This window comes from Algoriphagus limi (genome assembly GCF_024919275.1).
GTDB lineage: Bacteria > Bacteroidota > Bacteroidia > Cytophagales > Cyclobacteriaceae > Algoriphagus > Algoriphagus limi.
In genome coordinates, this window is the sequence record NZ_JANWGH010000003.1 from 170,077 (window position 1) to 187,755 (window position 17,679).

Consider the following 17,679-nt stretch of genomic DNA (forward strand, 5'->3'; position numbering starts at 1 on the left):
ATCAATCAGAATTTATTGCGGCTATAATGTCTTTTGCCTGCAAAATGAGTAGTAATCTGGATCGCTTTAGTTCAAGCCGATGTGCTAATTTGTATTTAAGCACTCCATCTTCCCTGAACTCTTTGAAAAGGACTTCGTAGGTATCTTCTGACCATAAGTTAGGCCGTACCTTGAGAGAATCTTTCAAAGTATTGTCCAAAAAAATATGCTGGTATCTTACGGCTATGTGTTCATTAATTGATTGACCAAGCAGATATTCTTCATTCATCAGCTCATTAATACGTGGCACGGTATAGTTATACAATGCATCTAACCGACGCGTCAATCTCTTATCCTGAATGATAGATAAAGACCCATCACTTACTGCGGCATTGTACACATCCATCCTTGGATCAAAGAATTGAGAATAGCCTGACATATTGAAGATGGGTGAAAAGTTGTTCTCCTGAAACGGTCTGAATTTGCCCTTGATAAGATCAAAAGACAGATCTGACCACCTTTTTAGCATGAGTTCAAGTATAGATATGTTGGTTTCCTCTGCCTCTATAAAAGTATCTGCGAGCTCACTGGCTAGTGTTGCTTCTTCTTTAAGACTAGCAACCAAATTCTTTTCCTTTGATCTTGTTTTATTATTCTCATTCCAATTATTGACCTGAAGGGCAATCAAAATCCCGATCACCACTAAGAAAATCTCCCCGATAGCATAGGCTAAATATCGGGTTACCCGGTTCCCTGCTTTGCCGGCAGGCAGGTGTTGTAGAAGTTTTTGACGGATTTTTCGGAAGAAGGAGATCATTAATTAAGCTTTTCTATTTCTATTAAACTCTGAACCTCATTCATTTGCCTGATTATGCCTATTAGACGGGGTTTGACAGATGAAACTACATTATTACCAAGCTTTATCAATTCCATAAATTCATCGGTATGAATCACCTCTTCAAAATTTGAATAATCTAGGGATTCAATAATGACCCCTTCTGGTCCTGGGGTCAGTTTCTGAGGAAAGATCTGATAGAAAAGTTCAAATTTTTCTATCATTTCAGGTCGCGCTAATTCATTTACATAAATCGATACCAGTTTGAAATTGTAACTGTATAATCGAATCAGATCGTTTCTGAGTTTTTCATTTTGGATCTTATCAAAACCACCTGATTTCAGAGCCTCATAAGCACCATCTGAATAAGGGAAAAATAATCCGATAGATCCCAGATTGTTGAGATGCTGTTCAAGAGAATCTCTGGAGTATTCGTCATCTATTCTCATTTTCAAGAGTTCATTCAGGCTTCTTTCTGCCCTATTGAAAATATTTAGAGCAACCTGTTTATCTTCAATCTCACTAAGGAGCTCCCGGTTTATCTCTGAAAGCATTTCTAATTCAAAGGCCCGGTCTTTACGGCTTTCATTCCAGTTATTGATCTGCAGAGCAATCAGGATTCCGATCACCACTAAGAAGATCTCCCCTAAGGCATAAATAAGGTATCTCGTGACCCGATTTTGGGTCAAAAGTTTTTGACGGAATTTGCGGAAGAAGGAGATCATACATGGTTAGTTTTGAGATGAATAGAGAAAGTAGTCCCTACACCCTCTGTACTTTCAACTTTCAATTCTCCTCCGTGGGCTTTCACGATGTCATAACTTAAACTCAAACCTAACCCTGTTCCGATACCAGTTGGTTTGGTCGTGAAGAAGGGTTGGAAAATCTTGTCTTTGATTGAATCAGGGATTCCGTTTCCATTGTCTTTTACAGAAATTTCTACGCCGTCAGAATTAGCCTTGGTAGATACAATGACTTTTGGTTTAAAGGACTCAGAACTTCCCGTTTCATTTTCGATCTTTTGCCTCCTGTCATCACAGGCATAAAAAGCATTGTTGATCAAATTCAGCAAAACCCTACCAAGGTCTTGAGATATCACGTCCACCATTGGTAGCTTTGGATCAAAATCTGTTTCGAATTCTGCTTGGAAGCTTTTGTCTTTGGCGCGAAGACCATGGAAACTTAAGCGAAGGCATTCATCAGCTAGATTATTTAAGTCAGTAAGCTCCTTTTTTCCATCTGACTTTCTACTGTGTTCCAGCATTCCTTTGACAATGGATCCGGCCCGTTTACCATGGTGGTTGATTTTGGAGAGGTTTTCTTTGAGATCCTCGGAAATGGATTTGACTTCATCCAGATCTCCCTTTTCGATTTCTTCCTGAAGCTCTTCTAAAAGTTCTCCGCTTACTTCGGAGAAATTATTGACAAAGTTCAAAGGGTTTTGAATCTCATGGGCAATACCAGCTGTGAGTTCTCCAAGAGACGCCATTTTTTCAGATTGGATGAGTTGGGCCTGAGTAGCTTTTAGATCGGCATAAGCCTTTTCGATTTCCTTGGCTTGAGCAAGTTCCCGGTCTCTTGCCTTGTCCCTTTCTTTTTTGGCAGCCCTTCGCCTTTCCTCTTGGACAAAGAATACGGCAAGCAAAACAAAAGCTGCTACATAGATGGAATAAGCCCACCAAGTTTGGTGCCAAGGAGGCAATACCCTAATGTCTAGAATGGTAGGCTCTTCATTCCATACCCCATCTAGATTCATGGATTTTACTTCAAGAACGTAGTCTCCCGCTGGTAGATTGGTGTAAGTCAATCTACCATTAGTGCCTGCATCTTGCCAGGTTTCATCAAATCCAAGCAGCCTATATTGAGAAGGATTTTGTCCATTTCCTCCAAAATGAATAGAGGCAAACTCCATACTCAGCGTAGTGATCCCTGGTGGAATTAGGAGAGAGGAAAGCATGTGATTGGGCTTTATTTCTGCTGAGTCTAAATAGGATTGATAGTTTTCTCCATCTAGTCGAATTTCCTTGAAGAGTATTTGGGGTGAATTGGGATTGGTTTTGATTTGATCCGGATGAAAAACATTTGCTCCACTTGTTCCGGAGAAGTAGATTTTTCCTGAAGGGCCCCGGTGGTTTAACCCGCCAAACAAAAGGGATTGGAGACCTCGTTCATACCCAAACCGCCGGAATTCCCCTGATTCGGGGAAGTATTGAAGAATTCCAGAAGATGTCGCCAAGTAAATATTTCCCTGATCATCATAACTGATAGCATTGATTTCTAAATCAGGGAACTCTGTGTCTTCGAAATCTACCCAATGAAGGAATTTTTCATAGTTTAAATCAGTATATCCAAAACCATTGGTAAGGGCAATCCATACCCTATTTTGATTATCAATTACCGGCTGAGCTGGAGCGTAGTTCGAAAATTTCCGACGAAATAAATCGTATATAATTATTTCTTTCGTTTTTGTATTGATTGAAAAAAGATTTTCAACAGAATCTTCTACTGTTCCCAAGAGCAACCCATTTGGATCGATTAAATTTCCTCTAAGTCTACCAAATTTTGATTCTGGATCGATAAGAGTGAAATGTTCTGTTTCAGGGTCAAAAACATCAATACCTTCTGTGTGGCTTATCCAAATTTTTCCTTGTGGGTCCTCCACAATATTAAAAATCCAATCAGAGGTAAGTGAGTTAGAATCTGATGGGTCATGTTTGTAGCGAATAATCTGATCGGAATTAGGTGATATCCGATTAAGTCCTCCATTGTTTGGACCTGGTTGACCGGTTCCTACCCAAAGGGTCCCATCAGATGAGATAAAAGTTTCCCAAGCAAACGGGTGCGTTAATTCTTTTGAGATAGTCTTGCCTCCTGGAGGACGTGAATCTCCGGCTCCTATTCTTTCCAATATAGTTTTCCCATCTTGAGAAAAATGGATTAATCCCTTTTCCAGAGATGTTCGAGCTCCTACCCAAAAAGTCCCATCCTCCAACTCGTAAGCAGATAAAATATCTGCGATTACTTTACCATTTTCATCTCGGAGTAGGCCAAAATCTGATTGGTATAAATTGAGTAAACTGATTCCGTAGGAAAACCTTGTAGCCCACAATATTCCCTGATGATCGATGAATAAATTACATCCATGATTACTTTCCATTGGTAGCAGTCCCCGGGAATTGTTGATTTCAGAGTGAATAATTTCCATCTCACCCGTTTCCAGGTCAATCCTGCTGATTGAGTTAATTTGATTTAACCATAAGAAATTGTTTTGGAGTTTGTATGATGCATCATTTTCAAAACCTTTTTCTTTTAAAATTTCAGGCTGACTAACTTTGAAAAACTCCCATTCATCCCCAGGACTTGACCTTTTTGCAAAACCATTGGGATTTAAAATAACCGTTCCTGTTTCACCATAAGGGAATACAATCGTGGGATAGTTTTGAGAAAATAGCTGACCATCAGAGCTGTTTTGATCCAAGGGTAAATCTTCATAGCTGTATTCTCCTTCGGGTGATCGAGTTCCTAAAAAAAGTTCTCCTTCAATATTTAATAGGAAATTTAACCGTCCGTCTTTTCCTAGATTCATTTCTCTAATATTTCCCTCTCTCTGCCCTTCTTCCAGAAAGAAAGAATTGGATATAGAGTCATAGCGCTTGATCCCAGATCTTGTTCCTACGAGAACGTCCTTATTTTCAAGGATTTTGACCTCCAGGTATCTGATGTTTTCATCTATATCTCGGAAAAAATCAATTTCTTCAGATCCGGGATTTATATATCCTAAATCACCATCTGGTATGGATACCCAAATACCTCCATTTTGATCTGCTTCCACATAGCGCCCTTCATAAAAAAACTTCTCGTACTGCTTCCCGTCAAAACGGTAAACGCCATCCCATGTACCCAACCAAATGAAACCATAAGAGTCTTGGGCGATGTCTGTTACAGAAGTGGTGGGGAGTCCATTTTCTGGAGTAAGGTTATTGAAAATGTAATTTTGAGCTTGAGTAGGGAAAGCAAAAAATATTGAGGCAAAGCAAAAAAGAAGTACCGATAATCGTGTTCTTTTGGATGTTTTTTGGGTTTTAAGCAGCTTTTGTATCTTCATTCAAGTTTGTTTATTTCCTCATCAATAAGCTCCAGGATGTAATTCAGTCTGGGACGAAAAATTCGCTCCTTGTAACCTGCTTCTGTGATGCTTTTATTAATGATTGTGTTGAGAAGATACTGAATTTCAGGATCATTTGACATAGCCTCAAGATCAAATCTTACCCCCGCATAGTCTTTGGATTCATTATCGGTTATATTGACAGTGCCAAAATCAGGGTCCATATACCGTAGGATTCGGTCTGCGTAGGATTGGATGACCGTACTGTTTTTATCCTCAAGTCGAAAGCTGTATTCTAAGAAAGTATCATAACTAGACAAAAGCCGTTTTAGCTCTTTATTGGTAATCATACTCAATGTTCCAGAGGATTTCATTTCATCATAGGTAGGTAAAGTGGGATTGAAATAGTGTACAAAGCCAGCTCTTTCCAACGCAAACACAGTTTGAATGCTATCGACCTCTTTTGGAAGTGTATTTATCAAATGGAGGAGTTGTCTGGCATAAGCCTCTCTATTTTCCAAAAAATCCAAGATTAGATCCAGACGATTGAGGTTTTGTTGGTAGTCTTGTCTTAGATTCTCCAAAAGTATTGCCTTCTGTTTCTTTAGCTTTCGATTTTCATTCCAGGTGTTGACTTGGAGTGCGATTAAGATTCCAATAACAACCAAGAAGATTTCCCCCAAAGCATAGGCTAGGTATCGCGTAAATCTATTTTGCTGCAGAAGTTTTTGGCGGATTTTTCTGAAAAATGAAATCATATGTCTTTTTATGTCATTAGTCTTTTAGCTCTTCTTCTATCAAGGCCTGCAATCGGGCATTATGCTTTCTCATTTCTTGATACAGCTCTATCATGTAGGCATTGTTTGCAATTGCTAAGGTCCAGCCATTTCTAATAACCTTATTGTTCATTATTTCTCCAGCTTCTTTGCATAGTGCTTCGAATCGGTCCTCGCTAATTTCCATTATGGGTATCGATTCGTTTTTCAATCCTAATGTATCCAGGTTTATTAGTGGGAGCCATTCGTAATAAGCTAGTTCATCATAGATATAGTGTTCATAATCTCTTCGAATGTGGTTTCTGTTTTGGACAATTTCGGCATTTAAAACTTCCATAGACATAAGTAGATCCTTGATCGTGTCATTTCTTATTAGGCTTAAATTCCCTGAGCTAGTCAATTCATGGAAGGTGTTGTTGTTGGGAGTGAACTCATACCAATAGTGGATTTTCAAAAAATCATCATTGACTTCTCTGAGCTCCTGCATGGTAGCTGGAGCATCTATTTTCATCACTCTAAGTGCTGAATTGATAACATCCTTACGATTGATTGTCATCCGATCAAGGCCTTCAGTATCTCTGTTTAGATCCCGCTGAAGTCCTTTGAGATACTTTTTTTCAAGTTGGCGATCGAGTCGGTTCTCATTCCAGTTGTTGACCTGAAGGGCAATTAGTATTCCTATTACTACAAGCAAAATTTCTCCTATAGCATAGACCAAGTAGCGAGTCACCCGGTTCTGTTGAAGGAGTTTTTGACGGATTTTTCGGAAGAAGGAGATCATGGTGTTAGAGGAATAAACTCGTACGTTTTATCAGTCATATTTAAAACAATTCGGTACTTCCCGGCAGGCACCTCTAGATTTGGGCCTTGCCAATACATATATCCTTTCGGAAATGTATTCCCTCCCCAGTTGCGGTTCCAAGTCTGATTTTCCCTGAATTTAATCTGGCCTCCTGGTAATTCTATTTCAGCCTCCCAAATATTGGGGTCCTCTGATTTTCTTACAAATGGGACATCTGTACCCCAATCTTGATAAGGGGAGCCTTCGCCTACTAAGCCTAGGTTTTCGTATAGCAACTTGACTTGGGGAAATTGCCTTTTGATTTGGGTTTTCAGAGTTTCTCCTAGTTCGCGCACGTGAAAAACCTCAGCTGAATAGCTATCATGAAGGACCGCTGCTTTGATCAAAGCAGCCCTGACCTCTGGGTAGTTGATCATTTCCTGGCTTCTCAAAATCTGATCTCCAGTAAAGACACCTGGCATTTCTAAAAATCTTTGATTTAAAGCAATTCCAAAGGTCAAATCTGGTGTGGGGATGGTTTCCTTAAAAAGCAGCTCTTTGAGGAGCTTTTCAGATCGATTAAATTCCAAATTGGCCATCGAGGCATACTCTGTCAGATCTCTTGCGAGTAATATCTCATCCGGGTTTCCTGGTTTTACTTTCAGATTTTGGAGAAAGAAGCCCGCGCTGGTTTGGAAGGGACTTGGTTCCGCTTCCTCATAATTCAGTATCCCTGGGATATGCGCGGGAGCCAAAAGTTCCGGACGATTATACAAGGTGTCTATGTATAGATTTTGCTGCATGAAATGATACTCCAAGAAAAGTAGCTCCTGGATTTCCACATCCAAGACATTGTAGATCTGCTCGATGGTGACAGCAAATTCCTCCTGACGCTTTCGCTCCTCATTCCAGTTGTTGACCTGCAAGGCGATCAGAATACCTGCCATTACCAAGATAATTTCGCCCACAGCGTAGGTCAGGTACCGGGTCACTCGGTTCCCTACTTTACCGGTAGGCAAGTCTTGAACAAGTTTTTGGCGGATTTTTCTAAAAAATGATATCATTTTAGTTCAGCAATTGAGAGATAAGTGAAACACTAAAAATTTTCAGTATAAACCAGCCGATTAATCTTTGAATAACGGCGAGCAAATGAGTCACTGGATATTCTTCGAGGAGTTTCTGACGGGTTTCCCGGAAAAATTGAATCATAAATGGGTAAGAAGTTAATTCAGAGGCAACTAGTTGCATAGCTTTAAGTAAGTTAAGGGAAAAAAGGGATATATCTTGATGCTGGATTTTTGGAGCCTTCTAGATTTAAGGTTTCTGATTTTGACATGGTTTTTCTTCCGAAATACCAGCGCGGTTTTTTTATTTTCACTATTCTTTTTTTATTAAAAATAATAGGCTAAGTTGTTGATTGCTAATTGTTTTAAATAGATGAGAAGCGCTAGGTTTTTTTTTCTAATTATTTTTTTCTTAAAGTCTTTTCTTACGACTGGTCAGGAGGTTAAAATCACTCCAGTGCCTTTTATTTTTGATCCCTCCTTCAGTATTATTTCAGGGATGTGTCAGGACGAAAATGGCTTTATCTGGCTCGCCAAGACCTCTGATGGTTTAATTCGCTTTGATGGGACGAACAAAAAATATTATAGGCCCAATCCCAATGACAGTAGCGCACTACACTTAGATCAACTCGAATGTATCGCAGCTGGAAAAGGAGGGGAGATTTGGATTGGAAGCACCGTCGATGGTTTAGATCGATTTGATCCTGAGTCCGAATCTTTCACTCATTATAGGAAGGCACCAGAAAATCCCAACAGTCTTCGAAGTAACAGAATATATTCCTTATTGGTGGATCGCTCAGGGACCTTATGGATCGGTACAGACGTAGGAGTAGATACATTGGATAGAGAGACTGGGAATTTCGTCCAAATCAAGGTTGACAGTCCTAATGGTCAAATGCTTCAAAAGGCATTTATCCGGAACATTTATGAAGACAGTTCAGGAGTAATTTGGATAGGTGCTGGTAATGCCTTCGATCGCACAGATTCTCCTTCCTCTGGTCTATACCGCGTAGAAAAAAACACCGGTTTGATTACCCATTTTAGACATGATCCTGCAGATCCTAATTCCCTTATTGGGAATCGTGTAAAGGCAATATTTGAAGATAGTAAGGGCAATTTTTATATAGGTTCGGATGGAGATGGACTTCACCTGATGGACCGGGAAACAGGAAAGTTTCAAAGGCTTACTAATATTCCTGGCAATCCCAATGCTCTTTCCCGTCCGCCAATTAATGACAGAGCTTCTTTTGCAGTTGATCACATCACTTTCATTAACGAAGATGCCGAAGGTGGTATTTGGATTGGGACTTATGCGGGGGGTATAAACCGGTATGACCCCAAATCCAAGAAAATGGCGTTTTTTGGTTCAACTGGTGAGGAGTCCCAGTACCACGATAATAATGGCTACTGGACCTCACTCAAAACAGATGATAATTTGATTTGGATTTCTTCCTGGCTACCCGAAAATGAGAATCAAGTGCTCTATCGGGTCTCTACGTTACAAGAGAATTTTGAATATTTTAAAACTGGACCAAGAGCTGTCTTTTTTGGTGAAGATCAGGAAAAAGGTATCTGGGTTGGCACCTCGCAGGGTGTTTTTGGTCATGAATTGGACACATCAGAGGATAGTTTTTTTAGTTTCGTAAAGAGGACCATTGGCCCTGACATTTTACGTGCCCTGAAATTTGATCAGGAGGGGAATGTTTGGATAGGTACGAGTTCGAGAGGCTTATTTTTTTTCGATAGAGCTACAAACACTTATCAAAACTATGGAAGGAAAGATGCAAATAAGGAAGGCTTAATCTCACCCATTGCCAATGCCATACTGCCAATCAGAGGAGGAAACGCATGGATAGCCACAGGAGGGGGACTTAATTTTTTTGAATCGAAAAGTAGGACTTTCAGGGACTATAGGCATGATCCAACTGATTCGGCCAGCCTAAGCTCGAGCAATGTCATCAGTCTGGCCCAAGATTCAAAAGGTCAGATTTGGATTGGCACGAGAAATGGAATCAACTTACTTCAAGATGATTCAGGGAAATTTAAAAGATACTTGGATGGCACCGAGATTTCAATACTAGGAATTTATGAGGACGAGAAAGGAAGGATTTGGGCCGGATCATATCGTTCAGGGTTTTTTTTATACGATCAAGAAAAAGATCAGTTTAATCCCTACTATGACAATACGGGGCTGATTACCGATTTACTCAGGATTACAGGGCTGGTAGAAGATGACTCTGGCTTCCTTTGGTTATTTACTGATATTGGATTTATCCGCCTCAATCCTGAAACGAATAATGCGGCTTTGTTTGGAAATAGCTGGAAAGAACCTAGTCAAGCAGGCTATTTTTCTTTTGAGCCATTCATCTCTACAGAAAAGGAGATTTTTGTAGGCAATGATGAGGGTTATTTTTCATTTCGTCCAGACAAACTAGTAAGTCAATATTCCGTCGCTCCCATTCCATACTTAACCTCATTTCTTTTGGGAGAGCGAGAAATCTCTGCGAGAACAGATCCAAAGATTTTACCCAAAAGTCTTTTGGAAACTTCTGAAATTCAACTCGCCCATAATCAGAATACCTTTTCTTTCCAGTTTGCCAGTATTGATTTTGTTACTTTGGAGCCAGATAAAAATCTTCGTTACCAACTCGAAAATTATGATCAAAATTGGAAGAATGGCAATACCCACCAAGCAGAGTATTATGCTTTGCCTCCGGGTGAGTACGTCTTCCATATCCAGGCAACCAATCGATTTGGGGTCGTAGGGCTTAAATCTATTTCAGTTGAGATTTTACCTCCATGGTTTACCCAATGGTGGGCATGGCTAGGGTATGGCTTAGTGTTCTTTTTGCTCCTTTTCGTTATTTATAGCTTTTTGTTGAGAAGAAAACTGGCCCAGGCTGAAGTGATCCAGCTAAAGGAATTGGATCAGTTTAAAACCAGAATCTACACCAATTTGACCCATGAATTCCGGACCCCCTTAACTGTAATCACAGGGATTTCAGACTATATATTGAGTCACCCGACGGTGGAAAACTTAAGGGATGGATTGCCTATGATCAAGCGGAATGGTGTCCAATTATTAAGGCTGGTCAACCAGATGCTGGATTTGTCCAAACTTCAGTCTGGGGTTTTAACTGCAAAAATGATCCATGATGATATTTTGGAGTATTTACACTATTTGACAGAATCCTTTCACTCATATTCAGACTCCAAGGATATCCGCTTACACTTTTTTACAGACTTAAAGACCTTGCATATGGACTTTGATCCGGAAAAAATTCAAACCATTTTTTCTAACCTCTTAGGCAATGCGATCAAATTCACTCCATCCGGTGGAAACATCTACCTCAAGGTGGAAAAAATCAAGGCTAAAGAAGGAGAAGATATGCTTGAATTGAAGGTAATCGATACAGGTAAAGGAATACACTCTGAACATTTATCGCGGATTTTTGACCGATTTTTTCAGGTGGATGATTCCGCCACTAGAACTGAGGAAGGTAGTGGAATTGGATTGGCACTTACCAAAGAACTCGTCGAACTCATGGCAGGAACTATTGAGGTCAGCAGTCAGCTTGGAAAAGGTTCAGAATTTACCCTCAGGCTACCCATCCGAAACCATGCTCCCAAAGGTTCTGCGGTGGAATTGACCCAAAACTTAAAGCCTTTTGTCAAGGATACACTAAAAGCCTCCGCTATTGGGGTGGAAGAAAATTACGATGAAAGCCTTCCACTCGCATTGCTTATCGAAGACAATGAGGATGTTTTAGGCTATTTGGAACTTTGCCTCAGGGGAAACTATCGTATTCAAAAAGCAAGAAATGGTCTTCAGGGAATTCACTTGGCTATTGAAATAATCCCGGATATTATCGTCTCTGATGTAATGATGCCTGAAAAGGATGGCTATGAAGTAGTGGAAAGGTTAAAAGACGATGAACGAACCAGTCATATTCCTATCATCCTACTTACCGCTAAGGCAGACATGGACTCCCGATTGGCAGGGTTGGAAACAGGAGCCGATGCTTACCTGACCAAGCCTTTTAATAAAAATGAGTTGGAGATTAGGCTTCGTAAATTGATAGAGGTCCGACAAAAACTCATTTCCAGATATGAAGGTCTGAAGACCCTACCCGAGCCAAAGACATCATCTGAATTGAAAGAGGACACCTTCCTTAAAAAAATCCGAGATCTTGTAGAAAGTGAAATGGGAAATGAAGAATTTGGCATCTCGGAGATTTGCAAAATGCTGGGGGTCAGCCGGACCCAGCTTCATCGCAAACTGAAGGCCTTGACTAATAAATCAACCTCTCAGGTGATCCGAACCATTCGTATGCAGGAGGCCATGAGACTTTTAGAAAATTCTAGTTTAAACATTTCTGAAATCGGCTATGCAGTCGGATACAGCAATCCTAGCCATTTTACACAGGAGTTTATCAAAGAGTTTGGGCAGGCACCGAGCTTTTATAGAAAAGGCTAACGCTGCTTTGAATTCACTAGATCGAAGCATTTGATTTAAAGGACCCAAGCCTCCCGTTTTTCCCCAAGTCTGTATTATCTGCATTTTTTTTGATTTGGAACCATGTCTAATGCATTTGAAACAATAGCTAAGGCCGATTTTTTTATTTCTACATACTTTTCAGAAGTAAATAACTCATTGATCTGGGACTACCTTTTAGACTTTTAGTCGAATATGTTTTTCCATAAAGATGAGCTTTAAAGTCCCCGAAGGTCTAATTCTTCAAAAAATAATTATCCATAAAAACCCAAAAAATCATGAAAAAATTAATTTTTCCATTATTAGCAATACTCTTTTTAGCCTCTTGTACTAATGAAGATATTGTTCCGATAGAAAAAATTGATAGCCAAAATTTTTCGACAAAAAAGGTGGAAATGAGTACTACTTTACTAGAGCAGCTGTCAAGAGAATTTGATGAGTTCAGAGCCACGAATGAGGTTAGAAAACAAAAAGCTAAAATCAATGGTAAAAAAGTGGAATGTACTGAAACAGTCTTTGTACCAGACGATTATCCAACAATTCAGGAAGCTATTTTTGCAGTTTGTGAAAATGGAAAAGTATTTGTTAGATCTGGCACCTATTATGAATCTCCAGGAACAGAGACTCCAGGTATTTTCATAAAGGCAATTGGCGATGTGACTTTGAAAGGAGGGTTCGGTCTCGGGGCAGACAATGTAAAGATTCATGGTTTTAAGATTGATAATGCATACTCGTATTGGGGTCCTAAAGTTGGGATAGCAAGTGCACCAGGGTTTAATGGCTTTGATATAAAACATAATACCATATATAGTACAGAGACTAATAATCCATATCTTCCCTTTGGCCACATAGGGATATATTTTGGTTATTGCGATAATGCCATAATAGCTCATAATAATATTTCAGGAAACATGGAGGTGGGAATCTTTATAGACGCAGTTGTTTTGGAATTACCCGGGTCGCCACCTCAACCATTTAGGTCTAGTATTAATAATACAATTTCAAACAATACCATTACTGGTATATTCGGTGATCTAAATGTATTATATCCTGGATCGGGTATTGTTCTAAGATGTGCTGATAATAACAGGGTGCAAGGAAATAATATAGACACCACCAATGGATGGGGTATTCGTCTTATAGCTGACTTCGGTCAGAGTTGTGACGGTAATATTGTAAAAAACAATTCTGTTAAAAATACTTTGTACGATGGTATTGGAAGCTATTTTGGCGGAAATGGCACCATTGCCCATAATTCCAATAATACCATTGGTCCTAATAATGAAAGCAATAATAATGGTGAATCAGGTATTTACCTCGATGAATATTCTCTTAACAATATAGTTTTCAACAATACAGCAAAGAACAACTCGCTATGTGATATTGTAAATGAGGGTACAGATAATACATTTAAAAACAACTCCAGTGATTGTGCCATTGGCATCGACTAGAAAAGTATAATCAATTAATGATTTAAATTTAAAGGAAATAGGACATAATATTTGTAAGGGCCTATTTCTTTTTTAGGAGAAGTTAGAATATTTGACATTGCTGTATTTATTCAACGGGCTGCCATTTTCATAGGCAGCCTCGAAGACTTCCAAGTCACGCACTTAGTAAAAACTAAATTATTCTGTTTGAAAATTGCTTTGCGTCCTGAAAATTGAATTTAACAGAGGTGTTCTATTAGAACCTACCATTTTAGTTAAATGGCTTCAGAATCCAGAAGGATTGACTTGGGATAAAGAAGGAGGATTGTTGGTTGTGGAATCTGAGGCTTCTCGATTATCGCGGGTTGACTTGGCAACCGGTGTAGTAACCACGATAGCCAACGGACTCAAACTGAGCGCAGCTCCCATTAATTTAGATAATCTTGTGACTCCAACTTTTTGGTTTGATGGGGTGGCTGTCGGCCAATCGGGAGATATTTATGTTTCCGGAGGCGGTAAGAATGTTATTTACCGCATCTCTACAAATTAAGGACAAGCTCATTGACTGAATTTTTTAAGCTAAACGGGTGACCACTCCTCCTTTTCCATTCGGAAGAGGGGGAGTTTTTTTCTTCGATAATTTTCAGAATTCCTTTCTGGGTGCAAGTATTTTTTAGGATTAAAAATCCTTTTATCCTGCTTCGTCTGAATGAGGACTTAGGTAATTAAACCACAGGCTGTTTCTGAAAAAGCATCCCCAACAGCATAGGCGAGGTAGCGAGTGATCCGATTCTGAGCAAGTAGTTTTTGGCGGATTTTTCTGAAAAAAGAAATCATTGAAGATGGGCTTTAATTTGAGATTTCAGAGAGGAAATTTCTTGTAAGGCGGCATACATTCTATTGATAGATCCTTCCCGGTTGTCCTGAAACATCTTGAATAGCACGATGTGCTGTTGGTTTTCCATAAAAGTCTTCAAGTCTCTTGGCTCCATTCGATCATCATAGTCAAAGTCATTAAACTCCCTCTTTGCCAAGGGAATCCAGTCTTCATTGAAGGAGCCTTCCACGTCAGAAAGTGACTGATAGACCTTGAAAAGGATTTCATCATAATAATTGATCAAATCAACCTGAAGAGTTTTATCAGAGAGCATGTCCATTCCTTTGGATTTTAATACCTCGAACCCACTGGTTTGAGATTTGAAGCGCTCAAATCGGATCACTTTTGCCATCCAAATATTGAGTGTTTCATCAAAGACTCCCTGATTTACCCGATTCAGAATAGAATCCGTGATTTGATTGGCCAAAACTGCTTTTTGGTATTCTTGGGTAATCAATACTGAATCCCGGGTAAGATTTTCGCTAATGAGGGATAGAATCTCTTTTTCAAAAACCTTGGTCTTTCGTTCCTCATTCCAATTGTTCACCTGTAAGGCAATTAGGATTCCTATGCTGACCAAGATGATCTCTCCTACAGCATAGGTCAGGTACCGGGTCACTCGGTTCTGGGAAAGAAGTTTTCGGCGGATTTTTCTGAAGAAGGAGATCATAGGCTTTCCGAGTAATGAAAAAGTTTCAATTAAGGGAGTTCATATTCTTCGTGAATCAATTCCAATAAATCTTCAGCATCTTTCCTTAGGGATGCTGCGCGCACACTATTTCCAAGGCACATTTTTGATAAATAATGAATCTGAAAAGCGAGTTCATTTAGGGTTTGAAAATCATCCGTGACCAGCTCAGGATTAGTTGTCGGAACTACAAAGTTCAACTCTTCATCCATCGTAGCATTCAATGCTTGGGAGTTGAAAACCTTGCCACCCATTTCCCGGAATGTGGATTTGGTTCGGGTGTCATTTTCGTCCCAATCATGGAGCACAATTACTTTCTTTTCATACTTGAGTAACTCCTCGACGACAAGTCTTTTTTTGATCAGGCGGAGGTTTCCGGCATTTTTTAATTGCTGAATGGTACCATCTGAGTATACAAATGGACTATCATTAAAGACCTGTCTGGCTAAGAAATAGATTTGGTTTCCCAACAAATGTTTTTCCTCGGAGACTATCATGTTTGCCAAGGAGTCCATTAGGTGGGATTTGTTCTTTTTAAAAGTAATGTAGGTGTTTAGGCTTGCGGTGTCGGATTTTAGGTCTTCTACCAAGGAAAGCATGTATTCCTTTTCTATCGTTTTGTTGCTTAAAGATTCCCGATAATTCTCAGCGAGAAACCCACAGAATACCGCCAAAAAAAGAAGGAAAAAGTCCTTCAAATTTCCCCACCAAGGATTTTTTTTCTTCTTCATCCAATTATTTTGTAAGGTGATAAATAGTTTGGGCCGCATAAAGTTGAACCCATAATCTTTTGTCTGAGTTTTATGTGGACTTTTCTTAAGAAAGAGATCATTTCAGTTTAGTAATTGCGAGATGAGTGATACACTAAAGATGGTAAGCATAAACCAGCCGATAAATCCCTGAATGATGGCTAGGTATCGCGGTAATCCCTTGATGGGAATTTCGCCAAAACCCAGCGTAGTGAAGGTATTGATGGAGAGCATAAGTGCATTGAGAACCTTGATTAGTAGGTCATAAACCAAGGCGATTAAGAATCCCCCAACTAATAGAAACGACTTCCAGGCTTTTTGGCCTGCCGGGAGATCTTCCCAAGTTCCTTTCAGGATATCAACCTTACTCAGAATTTTAGCACTGAGTTGGGTTCCTGAGATCGCCCATTGATAGAGTGGAAGTGCGGTTGCTGAGAAGAACCGTGGAACAGACTTCTCCGATTGGGTAATCAGGGATTTGAATTCATCATAGCCTAAAAGCTCGTTTTTCTTTTCTTCCAGATAGACTTCATGCATTCCGGCATTTCTCTGGAGGTATTTGAAAAAGAAGCTGTAACGGTCCACAATCCTATTTTTGCCATGGGAATCCCATGAATTGGGGAAGAAAAGGTAAATAAGAGCAAAGGCAATAATGACGTATAGAGAAAAGACTATTGCCTTGGAAGGCTCAGTACCATAATCTGAAAAGAGCTTCAAAAATTGATTTACCTTCCACTTAAAGTAAGACCTAAAGCCAGGGTTTTGCTGATGTAATACTTCAAGACGCTTCGTCTCAAAATCCTTGAGTTCCAGATATACTTCATTTGCTGATTCTGTGTCGTATTTATTTTTAAAGTATTTGAAGAATAGGCCTTTAATTGAGATTTCATTGGCATAAATACTTCTATTGTAGTATCGCACCGAATCTAAATAAAGGTTGGAAAATTCTTCCCTCTCCTCTGGAAGCAAGTTGAAATGCAACTTTTTCATTTCATTCCAAACAAGGATAGCATATGAATCAGCATGCACCAGCTTACCTTTGAATTGCTCCCATTCGACCTCATCTTTTTCGGTAAGTTCATCGATTTCAAATTTTACGGTAGAAGAAAAAGTGTTTGATTTCAAGTTAAGACTAGCATCAATTTTTTCTAAATGCAGATAGGGGTCATTTAAATCAATAAGATTGTTTTCCAAATTGAAAGCATCACTGATTTGGCTGAAATGAAGTTGAGCTGTGTTTTTAGAGAATATGTTATTGTTTCTTATTTGAGCTGACTTTGAATTTAAAAGAGTAAGCGAAAATCTGCTGTTTTCGGACTGGCTTGAAAACTCATTGTGCTCCATTAAAAAGTATCCTTTATAATCAAGACTTTTATAGCAGTTTTTGAAAAACCGAAACCCATCATTAAATGAGGAATATCTAATCATGATATAACTGGAAGTTTCATCATTAAGTCCTTCTCTTTCACAGTTCAGGGTATTCAGTTCAAAACCATCACTGAAAATACAGTTGGAAATGAGAACTGAAATAACATCATTGAGTATTAATTTTTTTTGAAATTGAACGAATCTAATTACTCCATCAGCATAGGCTACATTTTCCCCATTATACAATCGAGCAAGGAATTGCACATTGTTCAACTCAACATGTTTATCAACTACTATTAATTCTGACTTATTATACAAACTGTCATTTTCGAAAGAAACGCGTTCTTTAAATCGCTGGTCAGTATCCGGATTGAATTTTATGAGAGCATCACTCAGTCTAAATACACTGTCTTTTTCTTGATCAATTAGTCTAAAAAACTCAGTATAAGAGTATTCTTTATACTCGTTTTCTTCTTGGGCAAGAACCCCCTGAGCATAGAAAATCAAAAAAAATAGAAGCAGTCTTTTCATA

12 protein-coding genes are annotated in these 17,679 nt (G+C 39.2%); 3 read left to right on the forward strand and 9 right to left on the reverse strand.

Going from position 1 to position 17,679, the window contains the following annotated elements:
• Nucleotide 1: 1 nt before the first annotated feature.
• The 6 genes from NY014_RS12820 to NY014_RS12850 are packed head-to-tail and all read right to left on the reverse strand — an operon-like array spanning nt 2 to nt 7,540.
• The gene (locus NY014_RS12820) at nt 2–796 is read right to left on the reverse strand and encodes a DUF6090 family protein (protein ID WP_259414988.1); all 795 of its coding nucleotides are present in this window, start codon (nt 794–796) and stop codon (nt 2–4) included.
• Complete coding sequence (locus NY014_RS12825) at nt 796–1,539, reverse strand: DUF6090 family protein (RefSeq protein ID WP_259414989.1); 744 nt, start codon at nt 1,537–1,539, stop codon at nt 796–798. The genes NY014_RS12820 and NY014_RS12825 overlap by 1 nt, the downstream gene beginning before the upstream one ends.
• Nucleotides 1,536–4,919 (reverse strand): sensor histidine kinase, encoded by a 3,384-nt coding sequence (locus tag NY014_RS12835; RefSeq protein WP_354003185.1) that lies wholly within the window; start codon nt 4,917–4,919, stop codon nt 1,536–1,538. Before NY014_RS12835 ends, NY014_RS12825 begins: the two co-directional genes overlap by 4 nt.
• The gene (locus NY014_RS12840) at nt 4,916–5,677 is read right to left on the reverse strand and encodes a DUF6090 family protein (protein WP_259414990.1); all 762 of its coding nucleotides are present in this window, start codon (nt 5,675–5,677) and stop codon (nt 4,916–4,918) included. The genes NY014_RS12835 and NY014_RS12840 overlap by 4 nt, the downstream gene beginning before the upstream one ends.
• A gap of 16 nt (nt 5,678–5,693) precedes the next feature.
• Nucleotides 5,694–6,476, reverse strand: a complete 783-nt coding sequence (locus tag NY014_RS12845; protein WP_259414991.1) for a DUF6090 family protein — start codon at nt 6,474–6,476, stop codon at nt 5,694–5,696.
• Nucleotides 6,473–7,540 (reverse strand): DUF6090 family protein, encoded by a 1,068-nt coding sequence (locus NY014_RS12850; protein ID WP_259414992.1) that lies wholly within the window; start codon nt 7,538–7,540, stop codon nt 6,473–6,475. The genes NY014_RS12845 and NY014_RS12850 overlap by 4 nt, the downstream gene beginning before the upstream one ends.
• Before the next feature lie 457 nt (nt 7,541–7,997).
• On the opposite strand from NY014_RS12850, the gene NY014_RS12855 reads away from it, so the two are divergent.
• The 3 genes from NY014_RS12855 (at nt 7,998) to NY014_RS12865 (ending at nt 14,015) form a co-directional block, all read left to right on the forward strand.
• Nucleotides 7,998–12,017: a hybrid sensor histidine kinase/response regulator transcription factor gene (locus NY014_RS12855; RefSeq protein WP_259414993.1), complete on the forward strand. Its 4,020-nt coding sequence runs from the start codon at nt 7,998–8,000 to the stop codon at nt 12,015–12,017.
• A 296-nt stretch (nt 12,018–12,313) separates the two neighbouring features.
• Nucleotides 12,314–13,486 (forward strand): right-handed parallel beta-helix repeat-containing protein, encoded by a 1,173-nt coding sequence (locus tag NY014_RS12860; RefSeq protein WP_259414994.1) that lies wholly within the window; start codon nt 12,314–12,316, stop codon nt 13,484–13,486.
• Nucleotides 13,487–13,766: 280 nt separating this feature from the next.
• The gene (locus tag NY014_RS12865) at nt 13,767–14,015 is read left to right on the forward strand and encodes an NHL repeat-containing protein (RefSeq protein ID WP_259414995.1); all 249 of its coding nucleotides are present in this window, start codon (nt 13,767–13,769) and stop codon (nt 14,013–14,015) included.
• 283 nt (nt 14,016–14,298) lie between these two features.
• On the opposite strand, the gene NY014_RS12870 is transcribed toward NY014_RS12865, so the two are convergent.
• From NY014_RS12870 to NY014_RS12880, 3 genes are all read right to left on the reverse strand, one after another.
• Nucleotides 14,299–15,012, reverse strand: a complete 714-nt coding sequence (locus NY014_RS12870) for a DUF6090 family protein (RefSeq protein WP_259414996.1) — start codon at nt 15,010–15,012, stop codon at nt 14,299–14,301.
• Nucleotides 15,013–15,041: 29 nt separating this feature from the next.
• Nucleotides 15,042–15,761, reverse strand: a complete 720-nt coding sequence (locus NY014_RS12875; RefSeq protein WP_259414997.1) for a hypothetical protein — start codon at nt 15,759–15,761, stop codon at nt 15,042–15,044.
• A gap of 102 nt (nt 15,762–15,863) precedes the next feature.
• Nucleotides 15,864–17,678, reverse strand: a complete 1,815-nt coding sequence (locus NY014_RS12880; RefSeq protein ID WP_259414998.1) for a potassium channel family protein — start codon at nt 17,676–17,678, stop codon at nt 15,864–15,866.
• Nucleotide 17,679: the final 1 nt, after the last annotated feature.